Here is a 19303-nt window from a genome sequence, read left to right on the forward strand (position 1 = left end):
GGCTCGGACCTTACTTCGGAGTAAGATACGGTTGTTCACACACCTACCGCAGAGGCTGATGATGAATAACCATGAGAGTGCTGTCGGTCTGAAGAAGCACAAGCGCACGGCGACTGACATCGGCCTGGCTCTGATCATGCCGATCGTGGGCCAGGAGTTGCTCGACAAGTACAACCTGCGCGACCCGTTCAACCGCGGCCTGCGCTACGGCGTCAGGACCGCGTTCTCGGCCGCAGGCGCCACGACTCGTCAGTTCAAGCGCGTGCAGGGCATCGGCAAGGCGCCCACCCGCCTGGCGTCGAGTCGCTCCGAGAAGGCATCGGACTACTTCGACCTCACTCCCGACGACGACCAGAAGATGATCGTCGAGACGGTCAAGGAGTTCGCCGAGGAGATCCTGCGCCCCGCCGCGTACGACGCCGACGATGCCGCGCAGTATCCGGCCGACCTGCTGACCAAGGCCGCGGAACTCGGCGTCACCGCGATCAACATTCCCGAGGACTTCGACGGCATCGCCGAGCACCGCTCGACGATCACCAACGCCCTGGTGGCCGAGGCCCTGGCCTACGGGGACATGGGTCTGGCGCTGCCGATCCTGGCCCCGGGCGGCGTCGCGTCGGCCCTGACCCACTGGGGCAGCGCCGACCAGCAGGCCACCTACCTGCGTGAGTTCGCGGGCGAGAACGTGCCGCAGGCATGTGTGGCCATCGCCGAACCGCACGCTCTGTTCGACCCGACCTCTCTGAGGACCACCGCAGTGCGCACCCCGAGTGGCTACCGCCTCGACGGCGTGAAGTCGCTGGTGCCTGCCGCGGCGAACGCGGAGGTGTTCATCATCGCCGCGCAGTTCAACGGAAGGCCTTCGCTGTTCCTCGTCGAGGCGGCCAGCGAGGGGCTGACCGTCAAGGCCGACCCGAGCATGGGCATCCGCGCCGCGGCGCTCGGCCAGGTTGAACTGAACAAGGTCAGCGTTCCGCTGAGCGCACGCCTCGGCGAGGACATCTCCGAGTCTGAGCACGCGCAGAACTACTCCGAGGCCATGGCGCTGTCTCGACTGGGCTGGGCCGCCCTGGCGGTCGGCACGTCGCACGCCGTGCTCGACTACGTCATCCCCTACATCAAGGAGCGGCAGGCGTTCGGCGAGCCCATCGCACACCGCCAGTCGGTGGCGTTCATGGCGGCCAACATCGCGATCGAACTCGACGGGCTGCGCCTGATCACCTGGCGCGGTGCGAGCCGCGCCGAACAGGGTCTCCCCTTCGCCCGCGAGGCCGCGCTGGCACGAAAGCTCGGTTCCGACAAGGGAATGCAGATCGGCCTCGACGGCGTCCAGCTGCTCGGTGGCCACGGCTACACCAAGGAACACCCCGTCGAACGCTGGTACCGCGACCTGCGGGCAATCGGCGTCGCCGAGGGCGTGGTCGTCCTCTAGAAAGGCTGGAAAACATGGCTATCAATCTGGAAATGCCGAAGAAGCTCCAGGCCGTCATCGAGAAGGGCCACCAGGGAGCTGCCGAGATGCTGCGGCCCGTCTCCCGCAAGTACGACCTCAAGGAGCACGCCTACCCGGTCGAGCTGGACACCCTGGCCGACCTGTTCGAGGGCATCTCGGAGGCCAAGACCATCTCGTTCGCCGGCGCCGAGGCGTTCGCGGACACCGCCGACGACGGCAAGAAGGCGAACATCAACGGCGGCAACATGTCTGCGCTGTTGAATGCCCTGGAGATCTCCTGGGGTGACGTCGCACTGCTGCTCTCAGTCCCCCGCCAGGGTCTGGGCAACGCCGCGATCTCGTCGGTGGCCACCCCGGAACAGCTTGAGCGCCTGGGCCGCAACGTCTGGGCGGCGATGGCGATCACCGAGCCCAGCTTCGGTTCCGACTCCGCCGCGGTCACCACCACCGCGACCCTCGACGGCGACGAGTACGTCATCAACGGCGAGAAGATCTTCGTCACCGCGGGTTCGCGGGCGAGCCACATCGTCGTGTGGGCCACGCTGGACAAGTCGAAGGGACGCGCGGCGATCAAGTCGTTCATCGTGCCCCGCGAGCATCCCGGGGTGATCGTCGAACGCCTTGAGCACAAGCTCGGCATCAAGGCCTCCGACACCGCGGTGATCCGATTCGACAACGCCCGAATCCCCAAGGACAACCTGCTGGGCGACCCGGAGATCCACGTGGAGAAGGGTTTTGCCGGGGTCATGGAGACCTTCGACAACACCCGCCCGATCGTCGCGGCCATGGCCGTCGGCGTCGCCCGCGCCGCCTTGGAGGACCTGCGCAAGATCCTCACCGACGCAGGCATCGAGATCTCCTACGACAAGCCGGCCCACGCGCAGAGCGCACCCGCCGCGGAGTTCCTGCGGATGGAGGCCGACTGGGAGGCCGGATACCTGCTCACCGTGCGTTCGGCCTGGCAGGCCGACAACCGGATCCCAAACTCCAAGGAAGCCTCGATGGGTAAGGCCAAGGCCGCCCGCGTGGCCAGCGATATCACGCTCAAGGCTGTCGAAATGGCTGGCACCGTCGGCTATTCCGAGCAGACCCTGCTGGAGAAATGGGCGCGCGACTCGAAGATTCTGGACATCTTCGAGGGCACCCAGCAGATTCAGCAGCTTGTGGTGGCCCGCCGTCTGCTGGGGCTCTCGTCGGCCGAACTCAAATAACGGCGTCGAGGCGCTCGCGCAGCGACGCGTCGAGTTCGATGTCGGCCACCGCGAGGTTCTCCTTGAGGTGCCCCACCGACGACGTGCCCGGGATGAGCAGCACGTTGGGTGCGACGCCGAGTGTCCAGGCCAGCGCGATCTGGGCCGGCGTGTGACCGAGGTCCTCCGCGGCTTGGGTGACGATCGCGTTGCCCAGGACGGGATTGTCGGCCACGAACGCCGATCCCAACGGGAAGAACGGCACGAAAGCGACACCGCGCCGGGCAGTTTCGTCGAGCACAGGCTGTGAGCTGCGATCCACCAGGTTGTAGGGGTTCTGCACGCAGACGATCTCGGTGCGGTCCAACGCGCGGGTGAGGTGCTCGAGGGTGATGCTCGACAGCCCGATGCCGCCGATCAGACCCTCGTCGCGCGCGGCGATCATCACGTCCAGCTGCTCGTCGAACAGAGCGTCGGCCCTCTCGCCCTCCATCACCCGCAGGTTGACCGCCGCGAGGCGGTCCACCCCCAGGGTCTCGAGGTTCCTCTCGAGGTCGGCCCGCAGGTCGGCCGGTCGTTCGATCGGCAGCCAGGCGCCGGTGTCGTCCCGTCGGGCGCCGAGCTTGCTGACCAGTGCCAGGTTGTCGGGATAGGGGTGCAGGGCCTCGCGGATCAGCTGATTGGCGACATTGGGACCGTAGTACTGCGCGGTGTCGATGTGGTCGACACCGGCTTGCACCGCATGCCGCAGCACCTCGATGGCGGCGCCGTGGTCGCGTGGCGGTCCGAACACTCCCGGCCCGGGCAACTGCATGGCCCCGAAGCCGACTCGGTGGACGGTGAACTGCCCGAGCGGAAAGCGATCTGAGCTCATGTGCGACCCAACGCCGAAGGGTCAGAAACCATTCCGGACCACCACTCGGGTCCGGCCGGTGACGCCACCCGCGAGGATCGTGCGCAGCACCTCGGGGACCTCGAGCACCGACACGTCAGCGGTGATGAGGTCCAGGTGGCGAGGGCGCAACTCGGATTCGATCTGATGCCACACGGCGCGGCGGCTCTCGATCGGCAGCAGCACCGAGTCGATACCGACCAACGTCACGCCACGCAGGATGAACGGGTGCACCGTCGCGGGCAGATCGGCCGACCCGGCCAGCCCTGAGATCGCCGCCACACCGGCATATTTCAGAGTGCTCAGGGCGTAGGCCAGAGTCTTGCCGCCAACGCAGTCCACCACCGCGGCCCACTGCGCCCGGCCCAGCGCGCGCATCTTGTCATCGGGGCCGGGGATCCGCTCGATCACCTCGGCCGCGCCGAGACCACTCAGCAGGTCCTGCGCGCCGATCTTCCCGGTCGACGCCACCACCTCATAGCCCAGGCCCGCCAGCAGGTCGACGGCGATGCTGCCGACGCCGCCGGTGGCACCGGTGACCAGAACCGGACCGTCACCCGGTGCGACGCCGTGCCGACTGAGGGCGTTGACGCTCATGGCCGCGGTGAATCCCGCGGTCCCGATCGCGGCCGCGTCAGCCGCACTGAGATCGTCGAGTTTGACGACGTAGTCGGCAGGGTAGCGGGCCACCTCCGCGTAACCGCCGTGGCGTCCGGTGCCGATGTCCTGGCCGTGCGCGATCACGGTGTCGCCCACGGCGAAGTCCGGCGACGAACTCGCGGACACGGTGCCGACGACGTCGATGCCGGGTATCAGCGGATAGGACCGGGCCACTCCAGCTTTCGGGGTGACCGCGAGCGCGTCTTTGTAGTTGACGCCCGAATACTCGACCGCGATCTCGACGTCACCATCGGGCAGGAACGACTCGTCGACCACCTCGGGACGCAGGACCACACCCCGTTCGGCGTCCTCGTGCGCGACCAGCGCATTGATTCCCGTCATGACGGCCATCATGCCGCTCCCCGTAGGCTGCCACCATGACAACCCGCGAATCCGGCACCGGTCGGCGGTCGGTGGACGACTGGATTCAGGCGGGTTACACGATCCTGGCGGAGGAGGGCATCGGAGCCCTCAAGATCGATCGCCTGTGTCAGCGTCTCGGCGTCACCAAGGGCAGCTTCTACTGGCATTTCACCGACATGGCCGGCTACCGCACCGCGCTGATCGAGTCCTGGGCACAGCAGCGCGGCGAGGAGCATCGCGTCTATCACGACATCGACGACAAGGCCCCCGCCGAACGTTTGTCGATCCTGATGACCGCACTGGTGGCGCCGCGGCATTGGAAGCTCGAGCGCACGATGCGCGAATGGGCTCGCACCGACGCCCACGTCGCCGCCAGCGTCGACGAGGCGGATCGCCGCGTGCTGCACACCGTGCGTAAGGCCTTCCTAGATCTGGGATTTCCCGCCGAGGAGGCAGATCTGCGCGCGCACACCACGTTTGCGGCCGGAATCGGCTTCCTTCAGATCGCGGGCCAGAAGACCAGCCCGCTGACCACGGCTCAGCGAGATCGCTTCCTGCAGTTCATGCTCCGGCCCTGAGAGATCACAGGCCCGCGAGCTCGGGCGCGGACACCATGAATGACCACGACCCCGCCACCTCATTCCCGTCCACGGTGAGCGCACGGTAGCGCGCCGTGTAGCCGCCAACATGCCGCAGCGGCATCAGCGGCGCCGACAGCTGCGATCCCGACACCTCGACCTGACCCGTCGTCCAGGTGTAGCTGTCGGGCCCGACCACCGTGAGAGTCGCGAACGAGCCCACGGGTTGGTCGAGGGTCGCGGTGACGCGGGTGGGCGCCACATGCAGGACTGTGCCCGCCGGCGGCGAACTCGCGACCAGGGCCGTGTCCGCGGCCGCGGGTGTGGGCCACCCGATGACCGCCCCCAGAGCCAGTGCGCCAGCAACGATCGTTCTCCCGCAGATCGGCATGGCCGAACCGTACCGACGGGCCTGCGCCAATGTGCCGGGTTGGGAGGAACTGGTCGACTGTTGACCTCCCCCCAAGATGAAAGTAATGTCAGTTTTACTTTTTACGGAGCAGGCCTGAGAGGGAGCACTCGCCCATGGAATCGTTCGTCCACCTGCGCAAAGGCAAGACGCCAAAGCGCATCCACGCCGATCTCGACGGGCTCAAAGACGACGAATTAGGCCGCGGCGGGTTCGTCGGACGCACCGCCAACATGTATCGCCGCAACGACCCCACCGCCTACCGTTCGGTCGGTCCCCTGCGCCCCACCGACGTTCTGAGTTCCGAACTCAAACCCAGCGACGCCACCGACGCGCACGGCAGACCCATGCTGCTGTTCTCCAACGCCGACTGCCTGGTGCTGCTGTCCCGGCGGACCGAACCCATGCCGTTCTTCGTCCGCTACGTCGACGGCGACCTGCTGTCCTTCGTGCACAAGGGCTCGGGGTCCCTGGAGACCGAGTTCGGCCCCCTCGACTACCGCGTGGGTGACTGGATCTACATCCCCAAGGCGTGCACCTGGCGGCAGATTCCGGCCGAGGAGACCACGCTCCTGATGATCCAGGCCACCGACGAGTTCCGGGTTCCACCCGCAGGCACACTGGGCCGGCACTTCCCCTTCGACCCGGCCCAGGTGATCATCCCGGACCCCCAACCCATCGACGACGACGGGCGGGACGAGTACGAGGTGCGCCTCATCCATTCCGACATCGACGGGGTCGGGACGACCTCTCTTTTCTACCAACATAATCCGCTGGACGTCGAAGGCTGGCGCGGGGACAACTTCCCGTTCACGTTCAACATCGACGACTACACCGTCATCACGTCCGAGAGTGTGCACCTGCCGCCCACCGTGCACCTGTTCATGCAGGCCACCGGTGTCTACGTGATGAACTTCCTGCCCAAACCGGCTGAGACCGTCCCCGGCACCGAACGCACGCCCTGGTACCACCGCAACGTCGACTACGACGAGATCGCGTTCTTTCACGGCGGTTCGCTCTACGGCATCCCGATGCCGCCCGGCCTGCTCTCGCACGCGCCGCAGGGGGTTCACCACGGCGCCCCCGAGAAGGCCCGCGAACGCGCTCGGCGGAAGTTCGACGACTACGACCGCGTGGACTGGTCGGTCATCGCGATCGACACCCGCCGCCGACTGATTCCCTCCGACGAGATCCTGGCCAACGATTTGGGGCAGCACTGAATATGACCACCACCGAGACCCGCACCACATACAAGTACGACCGCATCCCCTATCTGGTTGCCTACCAGAACAATTCGGCGGTCCGCGACGTCTACGGCGGAGTCGCCGAACTCGTGGTGCTGGAGAGCTACCTGCTCAAGCCCAGAGACGAGAACGGGCCAAAGCCGTCCGATACGGTCCTGGTGTTCATGCACCCGATCGGTGGCGGCGCGTACCTTCCGATGATCAACGCCCTGGCCCGGGCGGGGCATCACGTCATCTACTGCAACAGCCGGTTCCGGGGCACCGACTCGGCTCTGCTGATGGAGAAGGTGGTCGAAGACCTCGGCGAGTGCATCAAGGACGCCAAGAACCGCCTCGGCTACTCCAAGGTGGTGCTGGCCGGGTGGAGTGGCGGTGGATCGCTGTCGGTGTTCTACCAGCAGCAGGCGCAGAACCCGACCGTGACGGCCAGTCCGTCGGGCGACGGTCCCGACCTGACCAAGCTGGGCCTGATCCCCGCCGACGGCATCATGCTGCTGGCCGCGCACATCAGCAGGCACGGCACCATGACGGAATGGCTGGACGCCTCGATCCTCGACGAGTCCGACCCCAGCAAGCGCGACCCCGAGTTGGATCTCTACAACCCCGACAACCCGAATCAGCCGCCGTACACGCCCGAGTTCCTCGAGCGCTACCGTGAGGCCCAGATCGCCCGTAACCGGCGAATCACCAAGTGGGTCAAAGAGAAGCTCGCGGAGATCAAAGCCTCCGGGCGGCCCGATGACGAGTTCGCGTTCGTGGTGCACGGCACCATGGCCGATCCGCGCTGGCTCGACCCCGCGGTCGACCCCAACGACCGCAAGCCCGGAACCTGTTACCTCGGCGATCCCCAGGTGGTCAACAACTCCCCCGTCGGACTGGCCCGGTTCTGCACCCTGCGCAGTTGGCTCTCCCAGTGGAGCTACGACGACGCCAACGGCGATGCTGTCAAGGCCGGCCCCGACATCGCGATCCCCGCACTGGTGATCGGCAACCTCGCCGACGACGCGTGCACCCCCAGCCACACCCGTCGACTGTTCGAGGCCATCGGCCACCCCGACAAGGAGATGGCCGAGATCCCCGACGCCAACCACTACTACGCCGGCCCTGACCAGCGCGACACCCTGCGCCAGGCTGTTGGCATCTGCACGGACTGGCTGCACCGGCACGGGTTCTCGCTGTGACCGCCGGTGCACTCGACGGCGTCCGGGTCCTCGAACTCGGCACGCTGATCTCCGGACCGTTCGCGGGCCGGCTGCTCGGCGACATGGGTGCCGAGGTCATCAAGATCGAGTTGCCCACCGCGCCGGATCCGCTGCGCACCTGGGGGCAGGCCGAACTCGACGGGCACCACTTCTTCTGGACCGTACACGCGCGCAACAAGAAGGCTGTCACGCTGGACCTGCGCACCGACCGCGGACGAGACCTGTTCCTCGAGTTGGTGGACAACTCCGACATCATCGTGGAGAACTTCCGGCCCGGCACACTCGAGAAGTGGAACCTGGGTTACGACGTTCTGCGCGAACGCAATAAGGGCATCATCCTGGTGCGCGTGTCCGGCTATGGCCAGACCGGCCCCGAAGCAGGCAAGGCCGGGTACGCCTCGGTGGCTGAGGCCGCCAGCGGGCTTCGGCACATGAACGGCTTCCCCGGCGGACCGCCACCCCGGTTGGCGCTGTCCCTGGGCGACAGCCTGGCGGGGATGTTCGCGACCCAGGGCGCCCTGGCGGCGCTGTACCGGCGCAGCGTCACCGGCGAGGGCCAGATCGTGGACACCGCGCTGACCGAAAGCTGCCTGGCGATCCAGGAGTCGACGATCCCCGACTACGACATCGGCGGTGTCGTGCGCGGGCCGTCGGGCACCCGGTTGGAGGGCATCGCGCCGTCGAACATCTACCAGAGCGCCAACGGCAGCTGGGTGGTGATCGCGGCCAACCAGGACACCGTGTTCCGCCGCCTGTGCTCGGCGATGGGCCAGCCCGACCTGGCCACCGATGACCGGTTCGTCAATCATGTTGCGCGAGGCCGTAATCAGGACGAGCTCGACAAGATCATCGGTGACTGGGCCGCACAGCGTCAGCCCGAGGAGATCATCGCGATCCTGTCGGAGGCGGGCGTGATCAGTGGACCGATCAACACCGTCGCCGAGGTGGTGGCCGACCCCCAACTGCAGGCCCGCGGCATGATCGCCGACCACTTCGACGAGCGCATCGGGCGTAACGTCAAGGGTCCAGGTGTCGTGCCGGTGCTCTCAGAGTCCCCCGGCACCATCCGCAACGCCGGATCGGCCCGGCCAGGCCAGCACAACGACGAGGTGTACGTGGGCCTGCTGGGGCACACCGCCGACGAACTGAGGCGCCTGCACAGCGAGGGAGTGATATGACCGAACTGCCCGCCCATGTCGACATCCGCGAGGTGTGTCTTCGCGACGGTCTGCAGATCGAGGAGCCGATCTCGCTGGCCGCCAAGATCGAACTGCTGGAGGCCGTGGTGGCCACCGGTGTCCGCGAAGTCGAGGCCACCGCGTTCGTGTCGCCGTCGAAGGTTCCCGCCCTGGCCGACGCCGAAGCCCTGGCGGCCGAACTCACACGGTTCGACAACGTGGAGTTCTCCGCACTGGTCGCCAGCCCCAACGGCGCCAAACGTGCAATCGCCGCGGGCCTGAACTCCATCGAGTACGTGGTGTCGGCCTCCGACGCCCACAGTCGGGCCAACGTCGGGCGCGGCACCGCCGACGCCACGGTCGCCATCGCCGACGTCGCCCGCATCGCGCACGACAGCGGCGCCTCGGTGGAGGTCATCGTCGCCACCGCATGGGACTGCCCGTTCGACGGCCCCACCGCATCCCAGCGGGTGCTCGACATCATCACCGCCGCAGTCGATCTCGGCGTCGACCGGATCGCGATCGCCGACACCATCGGCACCGCTACACCGCGCCGGGTCCAGACGTTGATCGGCCAGGTGCGCCCCATCCTCGCAGGAACGCCCCTGGGCGCGCACTTCCACAACACCCGCGGGGCGGGCCTGGCCAGCGCGTTCGCAGCGGTCCAGGCCGGCGTCACACGCCTGGACGCCTCAGTGGGCGGGTTGGGTGGCTGCCCGTTCGCGCCCGGCGCCAGCGGCAACATCGCCACTGAGGATCTGGTGTACCTGCTGCGCGACAGCGACATCGGCACCGACGTCGACCTGCCGAAGGCCATTGAAGCGGCCGCGGTCGCACAACGGCTCGTCGGTCACGATCTGCCCAGTTCGCTGCTGCGGGCCGGCGACCGGATCATCGGCTGAGCTGTGACCCGAGCGCTCTCGAACAAGGGACAGCAGACCCGCGAAGCCATCACCGCGGCAGCGCGGAAGCTGTTCGCCGAGCGCGGCTTCCACGGCACCACGCTGGCCGACATCACCTCGGCCGCGGGTAAGTCCCCCGCGGTGTTCTACCGCTACTTCGACGACAAGGAGGACCTGCTCGCGGTGCTGGCCGAGTCGTTCCTGCGCGATGTACTGTCCGGTCTTCCGGTGCGCCTTCCCGAATCCGCGGACGACACCGAGTTCTTCACCACCGCGGTGACCGGGTACTGGAACATCTTCAAACAGAACCTGGGGCTCATGGTGGCCGTGGCCCAACTCGGGTCGACACAGCAGCGGTTCGCCGAGGTGCAGAACGAGTTCCGCCGCTTCGGCATGGACATCGTGCGCGCGTCGGTGCTGCGGGCGCAGGAGCAGGGTTACGGCGCCGACCTGGACCCCGATCACATCGCGCTCGCGATCTCGCTGCTGTTCGAGAGCTTCACCGTCGTGTACCTGCGCCCGGATGCCGCCGCACTCGGCGTGCACAGCACGGATGAGGACGCGATCCGCACCCTGACCACAATCTGGAAAAAGACCGTCTACGGTCACTGAACGTCACCGACGACGAAGGAGCACTGTGGATTTCACCCTGCCGGACCACCTGCCCGGTTTGCTGGCCGAGATGGACGAGTTCATCGAAGCCGAGATCAGACCCCTGGAACGGGAGCACATCCAGTACTTCGACCGGCGCCGGGAATTCGCCCGCACCGACCTGGAGAACGGTGGCATCCCCCGTCGGGAGTGGGAGGACCTGCTCGACGAGATGCGCCGCCGTGCCGACGCCGCCGGGTGGCTGCGCTACGGCCTGCCGTCGGAGTTCGGCGGCCGGGACGGCACCAACCTCGACATGGCGGTGATCCGCGAACACCTGGCCCACCTGGGCCTGGGCCTGCACAACGACCTGCAGGACGAGTCGTCGATCGTCGGCAATTTCCCGCAGGTGATCATGATGTCCCGGTTCGGCACCGAGGCGCAGAAGAAGGACTGGATCGAGGCCATGCTCACCGGTGAGCGCTCGATGGCCTTCGGACTGACCGAACCCAACCACGGCAGCGACGCCACGTGGCTGGAGACCCGCGCCGTCCGCGACGGCGACGAATGGGTGATCAACGGCGCCAAGCGCTGGAACACCGGCGTCCACCGCGCCACCCACGACCTGGTCTTCGCCCGCACGTCCGGCGAGGACGGACAGGCAGAAGGCATCACGGCCTTCCTGGTGCCCACCGACACCCCCGGTTTCGAGGTGCCCTACTACTGGTGGACCTTCAACATGCCCAGCGACCACGGCGAGGTCGAACTCAACGACGTGCGGGTGCCCGCCGATGCGGTGCTCGGCGAGGTGGACCACGGACTGGCTGTGGGCCAGACGTTCCTGCACGAGAACCGCATCCGGCAGGCCGCCAGCAGCCTCGGCGCCGCCCAGTACTGCATCGACCGGGCCGCGGACTACGCCGGACAGCGCGTGGTGTTCGGCAAGCCGTTGAGCGTGAACCAGGCCGTGCAGTGGCCGCTGGCCGAACTGCAGACCGAGGCCCAGATGGTGCGCCTGCTGGTGTACTACGCCGCGTGGCATCTGGACCGCGACCACCACATGGAGGTCTCCGACAAGGTGTCGATGGCCAACTACCGCGCCAACCGACTGGTGTGTGAGGCCGCCGACCGCGCGATGCAGATCCATGGCGGCGTCGGGTACAGCCGCCATGAACCGTTCGAGCACATCTACCGGCACCACCGCCGGTATCGCATCACCGAAGGTGCCGAGGAGATCCAGATCCGCCGCGTCGCGCAGCGCATGCTCAAGTTCGGCCGCAAATGAGTCTCGCGGACGCGCTGAGCGCTGTCCTCGGCGCCGAGATCGAGGACCTGACCCGGCTGACCGGTGGCGCCAGTCGCACCACGTGGGCGTTCACGGCCCGCACGGCCGACGGCGCGCGCCCCCTGATCCTGCGCACCGGCGAGGCCGACGAGGTGCATGCGGGGATGGAACTCGAGGCACAGGTGCAGCGGCTGGCGGGCGCGCAGGGCGCACCGGTGCCCGAGATACTGGCGTCGTCGAACAGCGTTGAACCGCTGGGACATCCGTACCTGATCTGCTCGGCGATCGCGGGCGAGACCATCGTGCGCAGAATCCAGCGTGCGCTCGACGACGCGGGCCGCGACAAGCTGCTGCGGCAGTGCGCCGCCGCACTGGCCGCGATCCACCGAGCCGATCCGAACGACGCCGAACTGTCCGACACCGACCAACTCGCCCAGTGGCGCGTCGAACTCGACGACATGAACGACACCACCGCGACGTTCGAGTGGGCGTTCCGGTGGCTGGACCGCAACCGCCCGAAGTCCCTGCGCACGACCCTGGTGCACGGCGACTTCCGGATGGGCAACCTCATCGTCGACGGCTCCGAACTGGCCGCGGTGCTCGACTGGGAGCTCGTGCACGCCGGCGACCCGGCCGAGGATCTGGCCTGGTTCTGCATCCGGGCCTGGCGATTCGGGGCGCCGCGGGAACTGGACGCGGGCGGCCTGGGCAGCATCGAGGATTTCGTGACCGCCTACGAACAGGCCGGCGGCGCGCCCATCGACCGGACCGAGTTCCGCTGGTGGCTGGTGTCGGCGACCCTGCGGTGGGGCATCATCTGCCGGTTCCAGGCACAGCGACACCTGTCGGGGCAGGCACCCTCGGTGGAGTTGGCGACCATCGGTCGCCGCGTCTGCGAAACCGAATTTGACCTGCTCAACCTCCTGGGCGCCCCGCTCGTCACCGCGGCGGATTCCGGTGAGGACCGCGACTCCCCCGGCCTGCACGGCCGGCCCACCGCGGCCGAACTCCTCGAGGCCGTCGCCGACTTCCTCGACAAGGACGTCCGCGACGCCACCACCGGCCAGGTCAACTTCCACACCCGCGTCGCGGCCAACGCGCTGCGGATGGTGCAGCGTGAGCTGACGTCGACGGGAGCGGAGGCGGTCAGGGCCGCGATCGCCGACCTGGGCGCCGACGACGAGGCCGCGTTGGCCGCCTCGATCCGCCGCGGTGACTTCGACGAGCGCGCCGACGACCTGCTTCCGGCGCTGCGCTATCTGGTCGGACACCGGCTGGCCGCGGCCCACCCCGGCTACGAACAGGAGTGACATGTCTGTGACGGATGAACCGGCGATCCTTGACGTCGCCGACACGCTGTTCCGCGCCATCGAGCAGACCGACGTCGGCCTGATCGAGGAACTGTTCAACGACGACATCGCGGTGTGGCACGCCGGCGACGAACGAGACAACGAGCGCGAGCGGGCCCTTCGGGTGCTGGCCTGGTTCATCAACCGCACCTCGCGGCGCCGGTACGAGGTGCTGGACCGGCGGGTGTTCGAGGGCGGGTTCGTCCAGCAGCACGTCCTGCACGCCACGGGCACGAACGGCGCCGCGATCGCGCTGCGCGTGTGCATCGTGGTGAGGCTCGGCGCCAACGGACTGATCAGCCGCATCGACGAGTACTTCGACCCCGCCGATATGGCCGCGCTGTACTGACACCGCGGTCTGATACCGAAAACCACGCAGTCGCAGCGGGAGTCGCCGTAGCATCGGCCCATGGCCGACAGTCCCGTCCGCGTGCTCGTGTACAGCGACAACGCGCGCACGCGTGAGCAGGTCATGCTCGCACTGGGCAGGCGCATCCACCCCGAACTGCCTGAGTTGAGCTATCTCGAGGTGGCCACCGCGCCCGTGGTGATTCAGCACATGGACGCCGGCGGCGTGGATCTGGCCATCCTGGACGGTGAGGCCGCCCCCGCCGGGGGGTTGGGCATCGCCAAACAACTCAAGGACGAGATCGAGCACTGCCCGCCGATCCTGGTCCTGACCGGCCGCCGCGACGACGCCTGGCTGGCCCGCTGGTCACGCGCAGAAGCGGCCGTTCCGCACCCGATTGACCCCATTGCGCTGGGCGAGGCCGTGGTGAGTCTGCTGCGTTCCCCCAGCCTCAGCTGACAGCGTGAATCGACGCGAATTACCCTGAGACCCTTGGCCGTTCGCCATCTGCGGCCATCCGACGCGCCCTCACTGCCGATAGTAACGAAAATGCGGCGAGTGCCCCGTCAAGATCGCTAGGCTGTGTTGTAGCTCACATCGACAGCCCGAGCGAGGAGCGCAGTACGGTATGGAGCTCTACACGCCCATCCTCATCCTGGGGGTCATCGCGGCCGCATTCGCGGTGGGATCGGTCGGGATCGCGCTGGTGATCGGCCCGAGAAGATACAACCGAGCCAAACTCGAAGCCTACGAATGCGGTATCGAACCGGCCAGGCAGCCGCCCGGCGGGGGCCGGTTCCCGATCAAGTTCTATCTGACCGCGATGTTGTTCATCGTCTTCGACATCGAGATCGTGTTCCTCTACCCCTGGGCGGTGTCGTTCGACCAGTTGGGCACGTTCGCGCTGGTCGAAATGGGGCTCTTCATGGCGACGGTGTTCGTCGCCTACGCGTATGTGTGGCGGCGCGGCGGACTGGACTGGGATTAGACATGGGACTCGAAGAACAGCTGCCCGGCGGGATTCTGCTCTCCACGGTGGAGAAGGTCGCCGGGTTTGTGCGCAAGGGCTCGCTGTGGCCGGCCACCTTCGGCCTGGCCTGCTGCGCGATCGAGATGATGGCGACGGCGGGCCCACGCTTCGACATCGCCCGCTTCGGCATGGAGCGGTTCTCCGCCACACCGCGGCAGGCCGACCTGATGATCGTCGCAGGCCGGGTCAGTCAGAAGATGGCACCGGTGCTGCGGCAGGTCTACGACCAGATGGCCGAACCGAAGTGGGTGCTGTCCATGGGGGTCTGCGCCTCCTCGGGCGGCATGTTCAACAACTACGCGATCGTGCAGGGTGTCGACCACATCGTGCCCGTCGACATCTACCTGCCGGGCTGTCCGCCCCGGCCGGAGATGCTGCTCAACGCCATCCTGGCGCTGCACGCCAAGATCGCCGAGATGCCGCTCGGAGTACATCGCGACGAGGTCGTGGCGGCCGCCGAGAAGGCCGCGCTCGCGGCCCCCACCACGATCGAGTTGAAGGGGCTGCTCCAATGAGCGACCGTCCCGAGGACCCCCGGGACTCCGAGGTGATCGGGGTGCGCCGGGGCATGTTCGGCGCGCGCGGCAGCGGCGACACCTCGGGATATGGCCGCCTGGTCAGCGAGGTGTCACTGCCCGGCGGCTCGCCCCGACCCTACGGCGGATACTTCGACGCCGTTGTGGATCGACTGGAGCAGGCGCTGGGGCAGACGTTCGACGCGGCAGTCGAGCGTGCCGTGGTGCACCGTGACCAGTTGACCCTGGAGATTCGCCGTGACCGCCTGCCCGACGTCGCGCGGACGCTGCGCGACGATCCGGAACTGCGCTTCGAGCTCTGCGCGGGGGTCTCCGGCGTGCACTACCCGGGTGACGCCGGCCGCGAACTGCACGCCGTGTATCCGCTGATGTCCATCACCCACAACCGGCGCATCCAGCTCGAAGTCACCTGCCCTGATTCCGATCCCCATGTGCCGTCGCTGTTTTCGGTGTACCCGACCACCGACTGGCATGAACGGGAGACCTACGACTTCTTCGGGATCGTCTTCGACGGCCATCCCGGGCTGACCCGTATCGAGATGCCCGACGACTGGGACGGGCACCCGCAGCGCAAGGACTACCCACTCGGCGGAGTCCCGGTGGAGTACCACGGCGCGCAGATCCCGCCCCCAGATGAGCGGAGGGCCTACCACTGATGACCGACACCCACGAGACCACCGTCACCCTGGGCGGTCAGGACTGGGATGAGATCGTCGCGCTGGCACGCGAAGCCGCGAACGCCTCAGCCGGTGACCGCATCGTGGTCAACATGGGCCCACAGCACCCCTCCACCCACGGGGTGCTGCGCCTGATCCTCGAGATCGAGGGCGAGACCGTCATCGAGGCCCGCTGCGGCATCGGCTATCTGCACACCGGCATCGAGAAGAACCTCGAGTACCGCAACTGGACCCAGGGGGTCACCTTCGTGACCCGGATGGACTACCTGTCCCCGTTCTTCAACGAGACCGCCTACTGCCTCGGCGTAGAGAAGCTGCTCGGCATCACCGATCAGATTCCCGAGCGCGCCACCGTGATTCGGGTGATGCTCATGGAGCTCAACCGAATCTCGAGTCATCTGGTCGCCCTGGCCACCGGCGGTATGGAACTCGGCGCGATGAGCGCGATGTTCTACGGATTCCGAGGGCGCGAAGAGATCCTCACGGTGTTCGAGAACATCACCGGTCTGCGGATGAACCACGCCTTCATCCGGCCCGGTGGACTGGCCGCCGATCTCCCCGACAACGGTGCGGACCAGGTGGCCGCGCTGCTGGATGCGCTGCCCGGCCAGTTGGATGAGCTGGAGAGCCTGCTGCGCGAGAACGCCATCTGGAAGGCCCGCACCCGCGACATCGGCTTCCTGGATCTGACCGGATGTATGGCGCTGGGGATCACCGGACCGGTGCTGCGCTCGACCGGGCTGCCGCACGATCTGCGCAAGTCACAGCCGTACTGCGGATACGAGACCTATGACTTCGACGTCATCACCGGCGAGAACTGCGACTGCTACGACCGCTACGTCATCCGCGTGGAGGAGATGAAGGAGTCGCTCAAGATCGTCGAGCAGTGCCTGCAGCGCCTGCGTCCTGGCCCGGTGATGATCGAGGACAAGAAGCTCGCCTGGCCCGCCGACCTCACCCTGGGCCCGGACGGCCTGGGCAACAGTCCCGAGCACATCGCCAAGATCATGGGCACCTCGATGGAGGGCCTGATCCACCACTTCAAGCTGGTGACCGAGGGTATCCGGGTGCCGGCTGGGCAGTGCTACGTGGCGGTCGAGTCGCCGCGCGGCGAATTGGGCGTGCACATGGTCTCCGACGGCGGGACGCGGCCCTACCGCGTGCACTACCGCGACCCGTCGTTCACCAACCTGCAGGCCGTGGCGGCGATGTGTGAGGGCGGCATGGTCGCCGACGTCATCTCCGCGGTCGCCTCGATCGACCCCGTGATGGGAGGCGTAGACCGATGACCGTCATCGACCTGACCCTGGGTCCGGCCCCCGACGAACCCGGGCCACCCGTCGGCGGTGCGCTGACCTACCCGCCCGACGTCGAAGAACGCCTGCGGGGCGAGGCCACCGAGATCATCGCCCGCTACCCGCAGGCCCGCTCGGCACTGCTGCCGCTGCTGCATCTGGTGCAGTCCGAGGACAGCTGCCTGACCGCCGCCGGAATCTCCTTCTGCGCAGCGCAATTGGGGTTGACCGACGCCGAGGTCACCGCGGTCGCGACCTTCTACTCAATGTACCGGCGCACCCCGACCGGCAAGCACCTGGTGGGCGTGTGCACCAACACGCTGTGCGCGATCATGGGCGGCGACGCGATCCTCGAGGCGCTGGAGAACCATCTGGGCATCCACCCTGGACAGACCACGGCCGACGAGTTGATCACCCTCGAACACATCGAATGCAACGCGGCCTGCGACTACGCACCCGTCGTGATGGTCAACTGGGAGTTCTTCGACAACCAGACACCAGCCAGCGCAACGGATCTGGCCGACGCGCTGCGCTCCGAGGAGCCCGTCCAAGCCAGCCGCGGCGGCGTGGTGTGTCCGTTCACCGAGACCGCCCGCACTCTGGCCGGGTTGTCCGATCCCGCGCGGGAAGCCGACGGCACCGGTCCGGGGGCCGCCACGCTGGCCGGACTGCGGGTGGCCCAGGCGCTGGAGATGTCCGCACCGGCAATCGAATCGGGAGAGTGAATGCCCACTCCGACACCGCTGACCCCGGTCCTGAGCCGGTTCTGGGATGCCGAACAGCCCTGGACACTGCAGACCTACCTCGACCACGACGGATACCGCGCATTGCGCACCGCGCTGCAGATGCCGCCGGACGACGTCACCGCCCTGATCAAGGAGTCGGGTCTGCGCGGCCGAGGCGGCGCCGGCTTCCCCACCGGCACCAAGTGGTCGTTCATCCCGCAGGACACCACCGGTGCGGGCGCCAAACCGCACTATCTGGTGATCAACGCCGACGAGTCAGAACCCGGCACCTGCAAAGACATTCCACTGATGATGACCACACCGCATCTCCTCGTGGAGGGCGCGATCATCGCCGCCTACGCGATCCGGGCCCGGCACGCGTTCATCTATGTGCGCGGTGAGGTGGTGCCGGTGCTGAGGCGGCTGCAGGCCGCGGTGGCCGAAGCCTACGAGGCCGGATATCTGGGCATCGACATCGGCGGATCGGGTTTCGACCTCGACCTGATCGTGCATGCGGGCGCTGGGGCCTACATCTGCGGCGAGGAGACCGCGCTGCTCGACTCGCTGGAAGGCCGCCGCGGACAACCCCGGCTGCGCCCTCCGTTCCCAGCCGTGGCGGGGCTCTACGCATGCCCGACGGTGGTCAACAACGTCGAGTCCATCGCGTCGGTGCCCCCCGTGCTGCTCGGCGGCGTGGACTGGTTCAAGTCGATGGGTACGGAGAAATCACCCGGTTTCACGCTGTATTCGCTGTCCGGCCACGTCACCAACCCCGGCCAGTACGAGGCGCCGCTGGGCATCACGCTGCGCGAACTGCTGTCGTATGCCGGTGGGATCCGCGCCGGCCACGAGCTGAAGTTCTGGACACCCGGCGGTTCGTCCACACCGCTGCTGACCGCCGAACACCTCGACGTGCCATTGGACTACGAGGGTATGGCCTCGGTTGGGTCGATGCTGGGCACCAAGGCTCTGCAGGTCTTCGACGAGACGACGTGCGTGGTGCGTGCGGTGCGGCGCTGGACTCAGTTCTACGCCCACGAGTCGTGCGGCAAGTGCACGCCGTGCCGCGAGGGCACCTACTGGCTGGCCCAGATCTACGAGCGACTCGAAACCGGTCGCGGCACCGCCGAGGATCTCGACAAGCTCCTCGACATCTCCGACACGATCCTCGGCAAGTCGTTCTGCGCACTCGGTGATGGTGCGGCCAGCCCGATCATGAGTTCTCTCAACTGGTTCCGCGATGAGTACGAGAGCCACCTGGGCGTCGTGTGCCCGTTCGACCCGTACGCATCGATGCTCGCCACACCGGAAGGGGTCGGCGCATGACGGTCACCACCACTGCCGAGCAGACACAGAATCGCACTCTTGGGACCGAAATCACGCGATTCTGCGTCT

The 19303-nt window shown here is 67.3% G+C and carries 21 protein-coding genes; 18 read left to right on the forward strand and 3 right to left on the reverse strand.

The features are described from left to right. The first annotated feature begins 58 nt into the window (after nucleotides 1-58). Together G6N34_RS16285 and G6N34_RS16290 are read left to right on the forward strand one after the other, a co-directional pair. Nucleotides 59-1432, forward strand: a complete 1374-nt coding sequence (locus G6N34_RS16285) for an acyl-CoA dehydrogenase family protein (RefSeq protein WP_085148361.1) — start codon at nucleotides 59-61, stop codon at nucleotides 1430-1432. A 14-nt stretch (nucleotides 1433-1446) separates the two neighbouring features. Further along, nucleotides 1447-2664, forward strand: coding sequence for an acyl-CoA dehydrogenase family protein (locus G6N34_RS16290; protein WP_085148363.1), 1218 nt, complete (start codon nucleotides 1447-1449; stop codon nucleotides 2662-2664). On the opposite strand, the gene G6N34_RS16295 is transcribed toward G6N34_RS16290, so the two are convergent. Then, on the reverse strand, nucleotides 2657-3517 hold the full coding sequence (locus tag G6N34_RS16295) for an oxidoreductase (protein ID WP_085148366.1): 861 nt from the start codon (nucleotides 3515-3517) through the stop codon (nucleotides 2657-2659). The genes G6N34_RS16290 and G6N34_RS16295 overlap by 8 nt on opposite strands. 21 nt (nucleotides 3518-3538) lie before the next feature. Beyond that, nucleotides 3539-4537, reverse strand: coding sequence for an MDR family oxidoreductase (locus tag G6N34_RS16300; RefSeq protein WP_085149953.1), 999 nt, complete (start codon nucleotides 4535-4537; stop codon nucleotides 3539-3541). A 35-nt stretch (nucleotides 4538-4572) separates the two neighbouring features. Between G6N34_RS16300 and G6N34_RS16305 the strand changes: the two genes are divergently transcribed. Beyond that, complete coding sequence (locus G6N34_RS16305; protein ID WP_085148369.1) at nucleotides 4573-5136, forward strand: TetR/AcrR family transcriptional regulator; 564 nt, start codon at nucleotides 4573-4575, stop codon at nucleotides 5134-5136. A 4-nt stretch (nucleotides 5137-5140) separates the two neighbouring features. Here G6N34_RS16305 and G6N34_RS16310 read toward each other — a convergent pair whose 3' ends face one another. Next, entirely contained in the window at nucleotides 5141-5527 is a 387-nt protein-coding gene (locus tag G6N34_RS16310) for a copper resistance CopC family protein (protein WP_085148372.1), read from the reverse strand. Between the two features lie 134 nt (nucleotides 5528-5661). On the opposite strand from G6N34_RS16310, the gene G6N34_RS16315 reads away from it, so the two are divergent. The 15 genes from G6N34_RS16315 to nuoF all read left to right on the forward strand — a co-directional run bounded on the left by G6N34_RS16315 (nucleotide 5662) and on the right by nuoF (nucleotide 19234). After that, entirely contained in the window at nucleotides 5662-6765 is a 1104-nt protein-coding gene (locus G6N34_RS16315; RefSeq protein ID WP_085148375.1) for a homogentisate 1,2-dioxygenase, read from the forward strand. A 2-nt stretch (nucleotides 6766-6767) separates the two neighbouring features. Continuing rightward, nucleotides 6768-7970: an alpha/beta hydrolase gene (locus G6N34_RS16320; protein WP_085148378.1), complete on the forward strand. Its 1203-nt coding sequence runs from the start codon at nucleotides 6768-6770 to the stop codon at nucleotides 7968-7970. Next, nucleotides 7967-9169, forward strand: coding sequence for a CaiB/BaiF CoA transferase family protein (locus G6N34_RS16325; RefSeq protein WP_085148380.1), 1203 nt, complete (start codon nucleotides 7967-7969; stop codon nucleotides 9167-9169). Before G6N34_RS16320 ends, G6N34_RS16325 begins: the two co-directional genes overlap by 4 nt. Then, nucleotides 9166-10071: a hydroxymethylglutaryl-CoA lyase gene (locus G6N34_RS16330; RefSeq protein WP_085148382.1), complete on the forward strand. Its 906-nt coding sequence runs from the start codon at nucleotides 9166-9168 to the stop codon at nucleotides 10069-10071. Before G6N34_RS16325 ends, G6N34_RS16330 begins: the two co-directional genes overlap by 4 nt. 3 nt (nucleotides 10072-10074) lie before the next feature. Continuing rightward, a complete protein-coding gene (locus G6N34_RS16335) occupies nucleotides 10075-10683 on the forward strand; it encodes a TetR/AcrR family transcriptional regulator (protein ID WP_085148385.1) in 609 nt (202 codons plus the stop codon). A gap of 25 nt (nucleotides 10684-10708) precedes the next feature. Further along, nucleotides 10709-11947 carry an acyl-CoA dehydrogenase family protein gene (locus G6N34_RS16340; RefSeq protein ID WP_085148387.1) on the forward strand — a complete coding sequence of 413 codons (1239 nt, stop codon included), beginning with the start codon at nucleotides 10709-10711 and terminating at the stop codon, nucleotides 11945-11947. Further along, the gene (locus tag G6N34_RS16345) at nucleotides 11944-13257 is read left to right on the forward strand and encodes a phosphotransferase family protein (protein WP_085148390.1); all 1314 of its coding nucleotides are present in this window, start codon (nucleotides 11944-11946) and stop codon (nucleotides 13255-13257) included. The genes G6N34_RS16340 and G6N34_RS16345 overlap by 4 nt, the downstream gene beginning before the upstream one ends. A 1-nt stretch (nucleotide 13258) precedes the next feature. Then, nucleotides 13259-13645, forward strand: coding sequence for a nuclear transport factor 2 family protein (locus tag G6N34_RS16350; RefSeq protein WP_085148393.1), 387 nt, complete (start codon nucleotides 13259-13261; stop codon nucleotides 13643-13645). A 60-nt stretch (nucleotides 13646-13705) separates the two neighbouring features. Continuing rightward, the gene (locus G6N34_RS16355) at nucleotides 13706-14104 is read left to right on the forward strand and encodes an Rv3143 family two-component system response regulator (protein ID WP_085148396.1); all 399 of its coding nucleotides are present in this window, start codon (nucleotides 13706-13708) and stop codon (nucleotides 14102-14104) included. Between the two features lie 169 nt (nucleotides 14105-14273). Next, complete coding sequence (locus G6N34_RS16360) at nucleotides 14274-14633, forward strand: NADH-quinone oxidoreductase subunit A (protein ID WP_085148398.1); 360 nt, start codon at nucleotides 14274-14276, stop codon at nucleotides 14631-14633. Between the two features lie 2 nt (nucleotides 14634-14635). Beyond that, a complete protein-coding gene (locus tag G6N34_RS16365) occupies nucleotides 14636-15190 on the forward strand; it encodes a NuoB/complex I 20 kDa subunit family protein (protein WP_085148401.1) in 555 nt (184 codons plus the stop codon). Further along, nucleotides 15187-15867: an NADH-quinone oxidoreductase subunit C gene (locus G6N34_RS16370; RefSeq protein WP_085148404.1), complete on the forward strand. Its 681-nt coding sequence runs from the start codon at nucleotides 15187-15189 to the stop codon at nucleotides 15865-15867. The genes G6N34_RS16365 and G6N34_RS16370 overlap by 4 nt, the downstream gene beginning before the upstream one ends. Continuing rightward, the gene (nuoD, locus tag G6N34_RS16375; protein WP_085148407.1) at nucleotides 15867-17177 is read left to right on the forward strand and encodes an NADH dehydrogenase (quinone) subunit D; all 1311 of its coding nucleotides are present in this window, start codon (nucleotides 15867-15869) and stop codon (nucleotides 17175-17177) included. The genes G6N34_RS16370 and nuoD overlap by 1 nt, the downstream gene beginning before the upstream one ends. Further along, nucleotides 17174-17908: an NADH-quinone oxidoreductase subunit NuoE gene (gene nuoE / locus G6N34_RS16380; RefSeq protein ID WP_085148410.1), complete on the forward strand. Its 735-nt coding sequence runs from the start codon at nucleotides 17174-17176 to the stop codon at nucleotides 17906-17908. Before nuoD ends, nuoE begins: the two co-directional genes overlap by 4 nt. Then, nucleotides 17909-19234 carry an NADH-quinone oxidoreductase subunit NuoF gene (gene nuoF, locus G6N34_RS16385; protein ID WP_085148413.1) on the forward strand — a complete coding sequence of 442 codons (1326 nt, stop codon included), beginning with the start codon at nucleotides 17909-17911 and terminating at the stop codon, nucleotides 19232-19234. The last annotated feature ends 69 nt before the right edge of the window (nucleotides 19235-19303 follow it).

The sequence above is a fragment of the Mycolicibacterium confluentis genome, from assembly GCF_010729895.1.
GTDB classification, from domain to species: domain Bacteria; phylum Actinomycetota; class Actinomycetes; order Mycobacteriales; family Mycobacteriaceae; genus Mycobacterium; species Mycobacterium confluentis.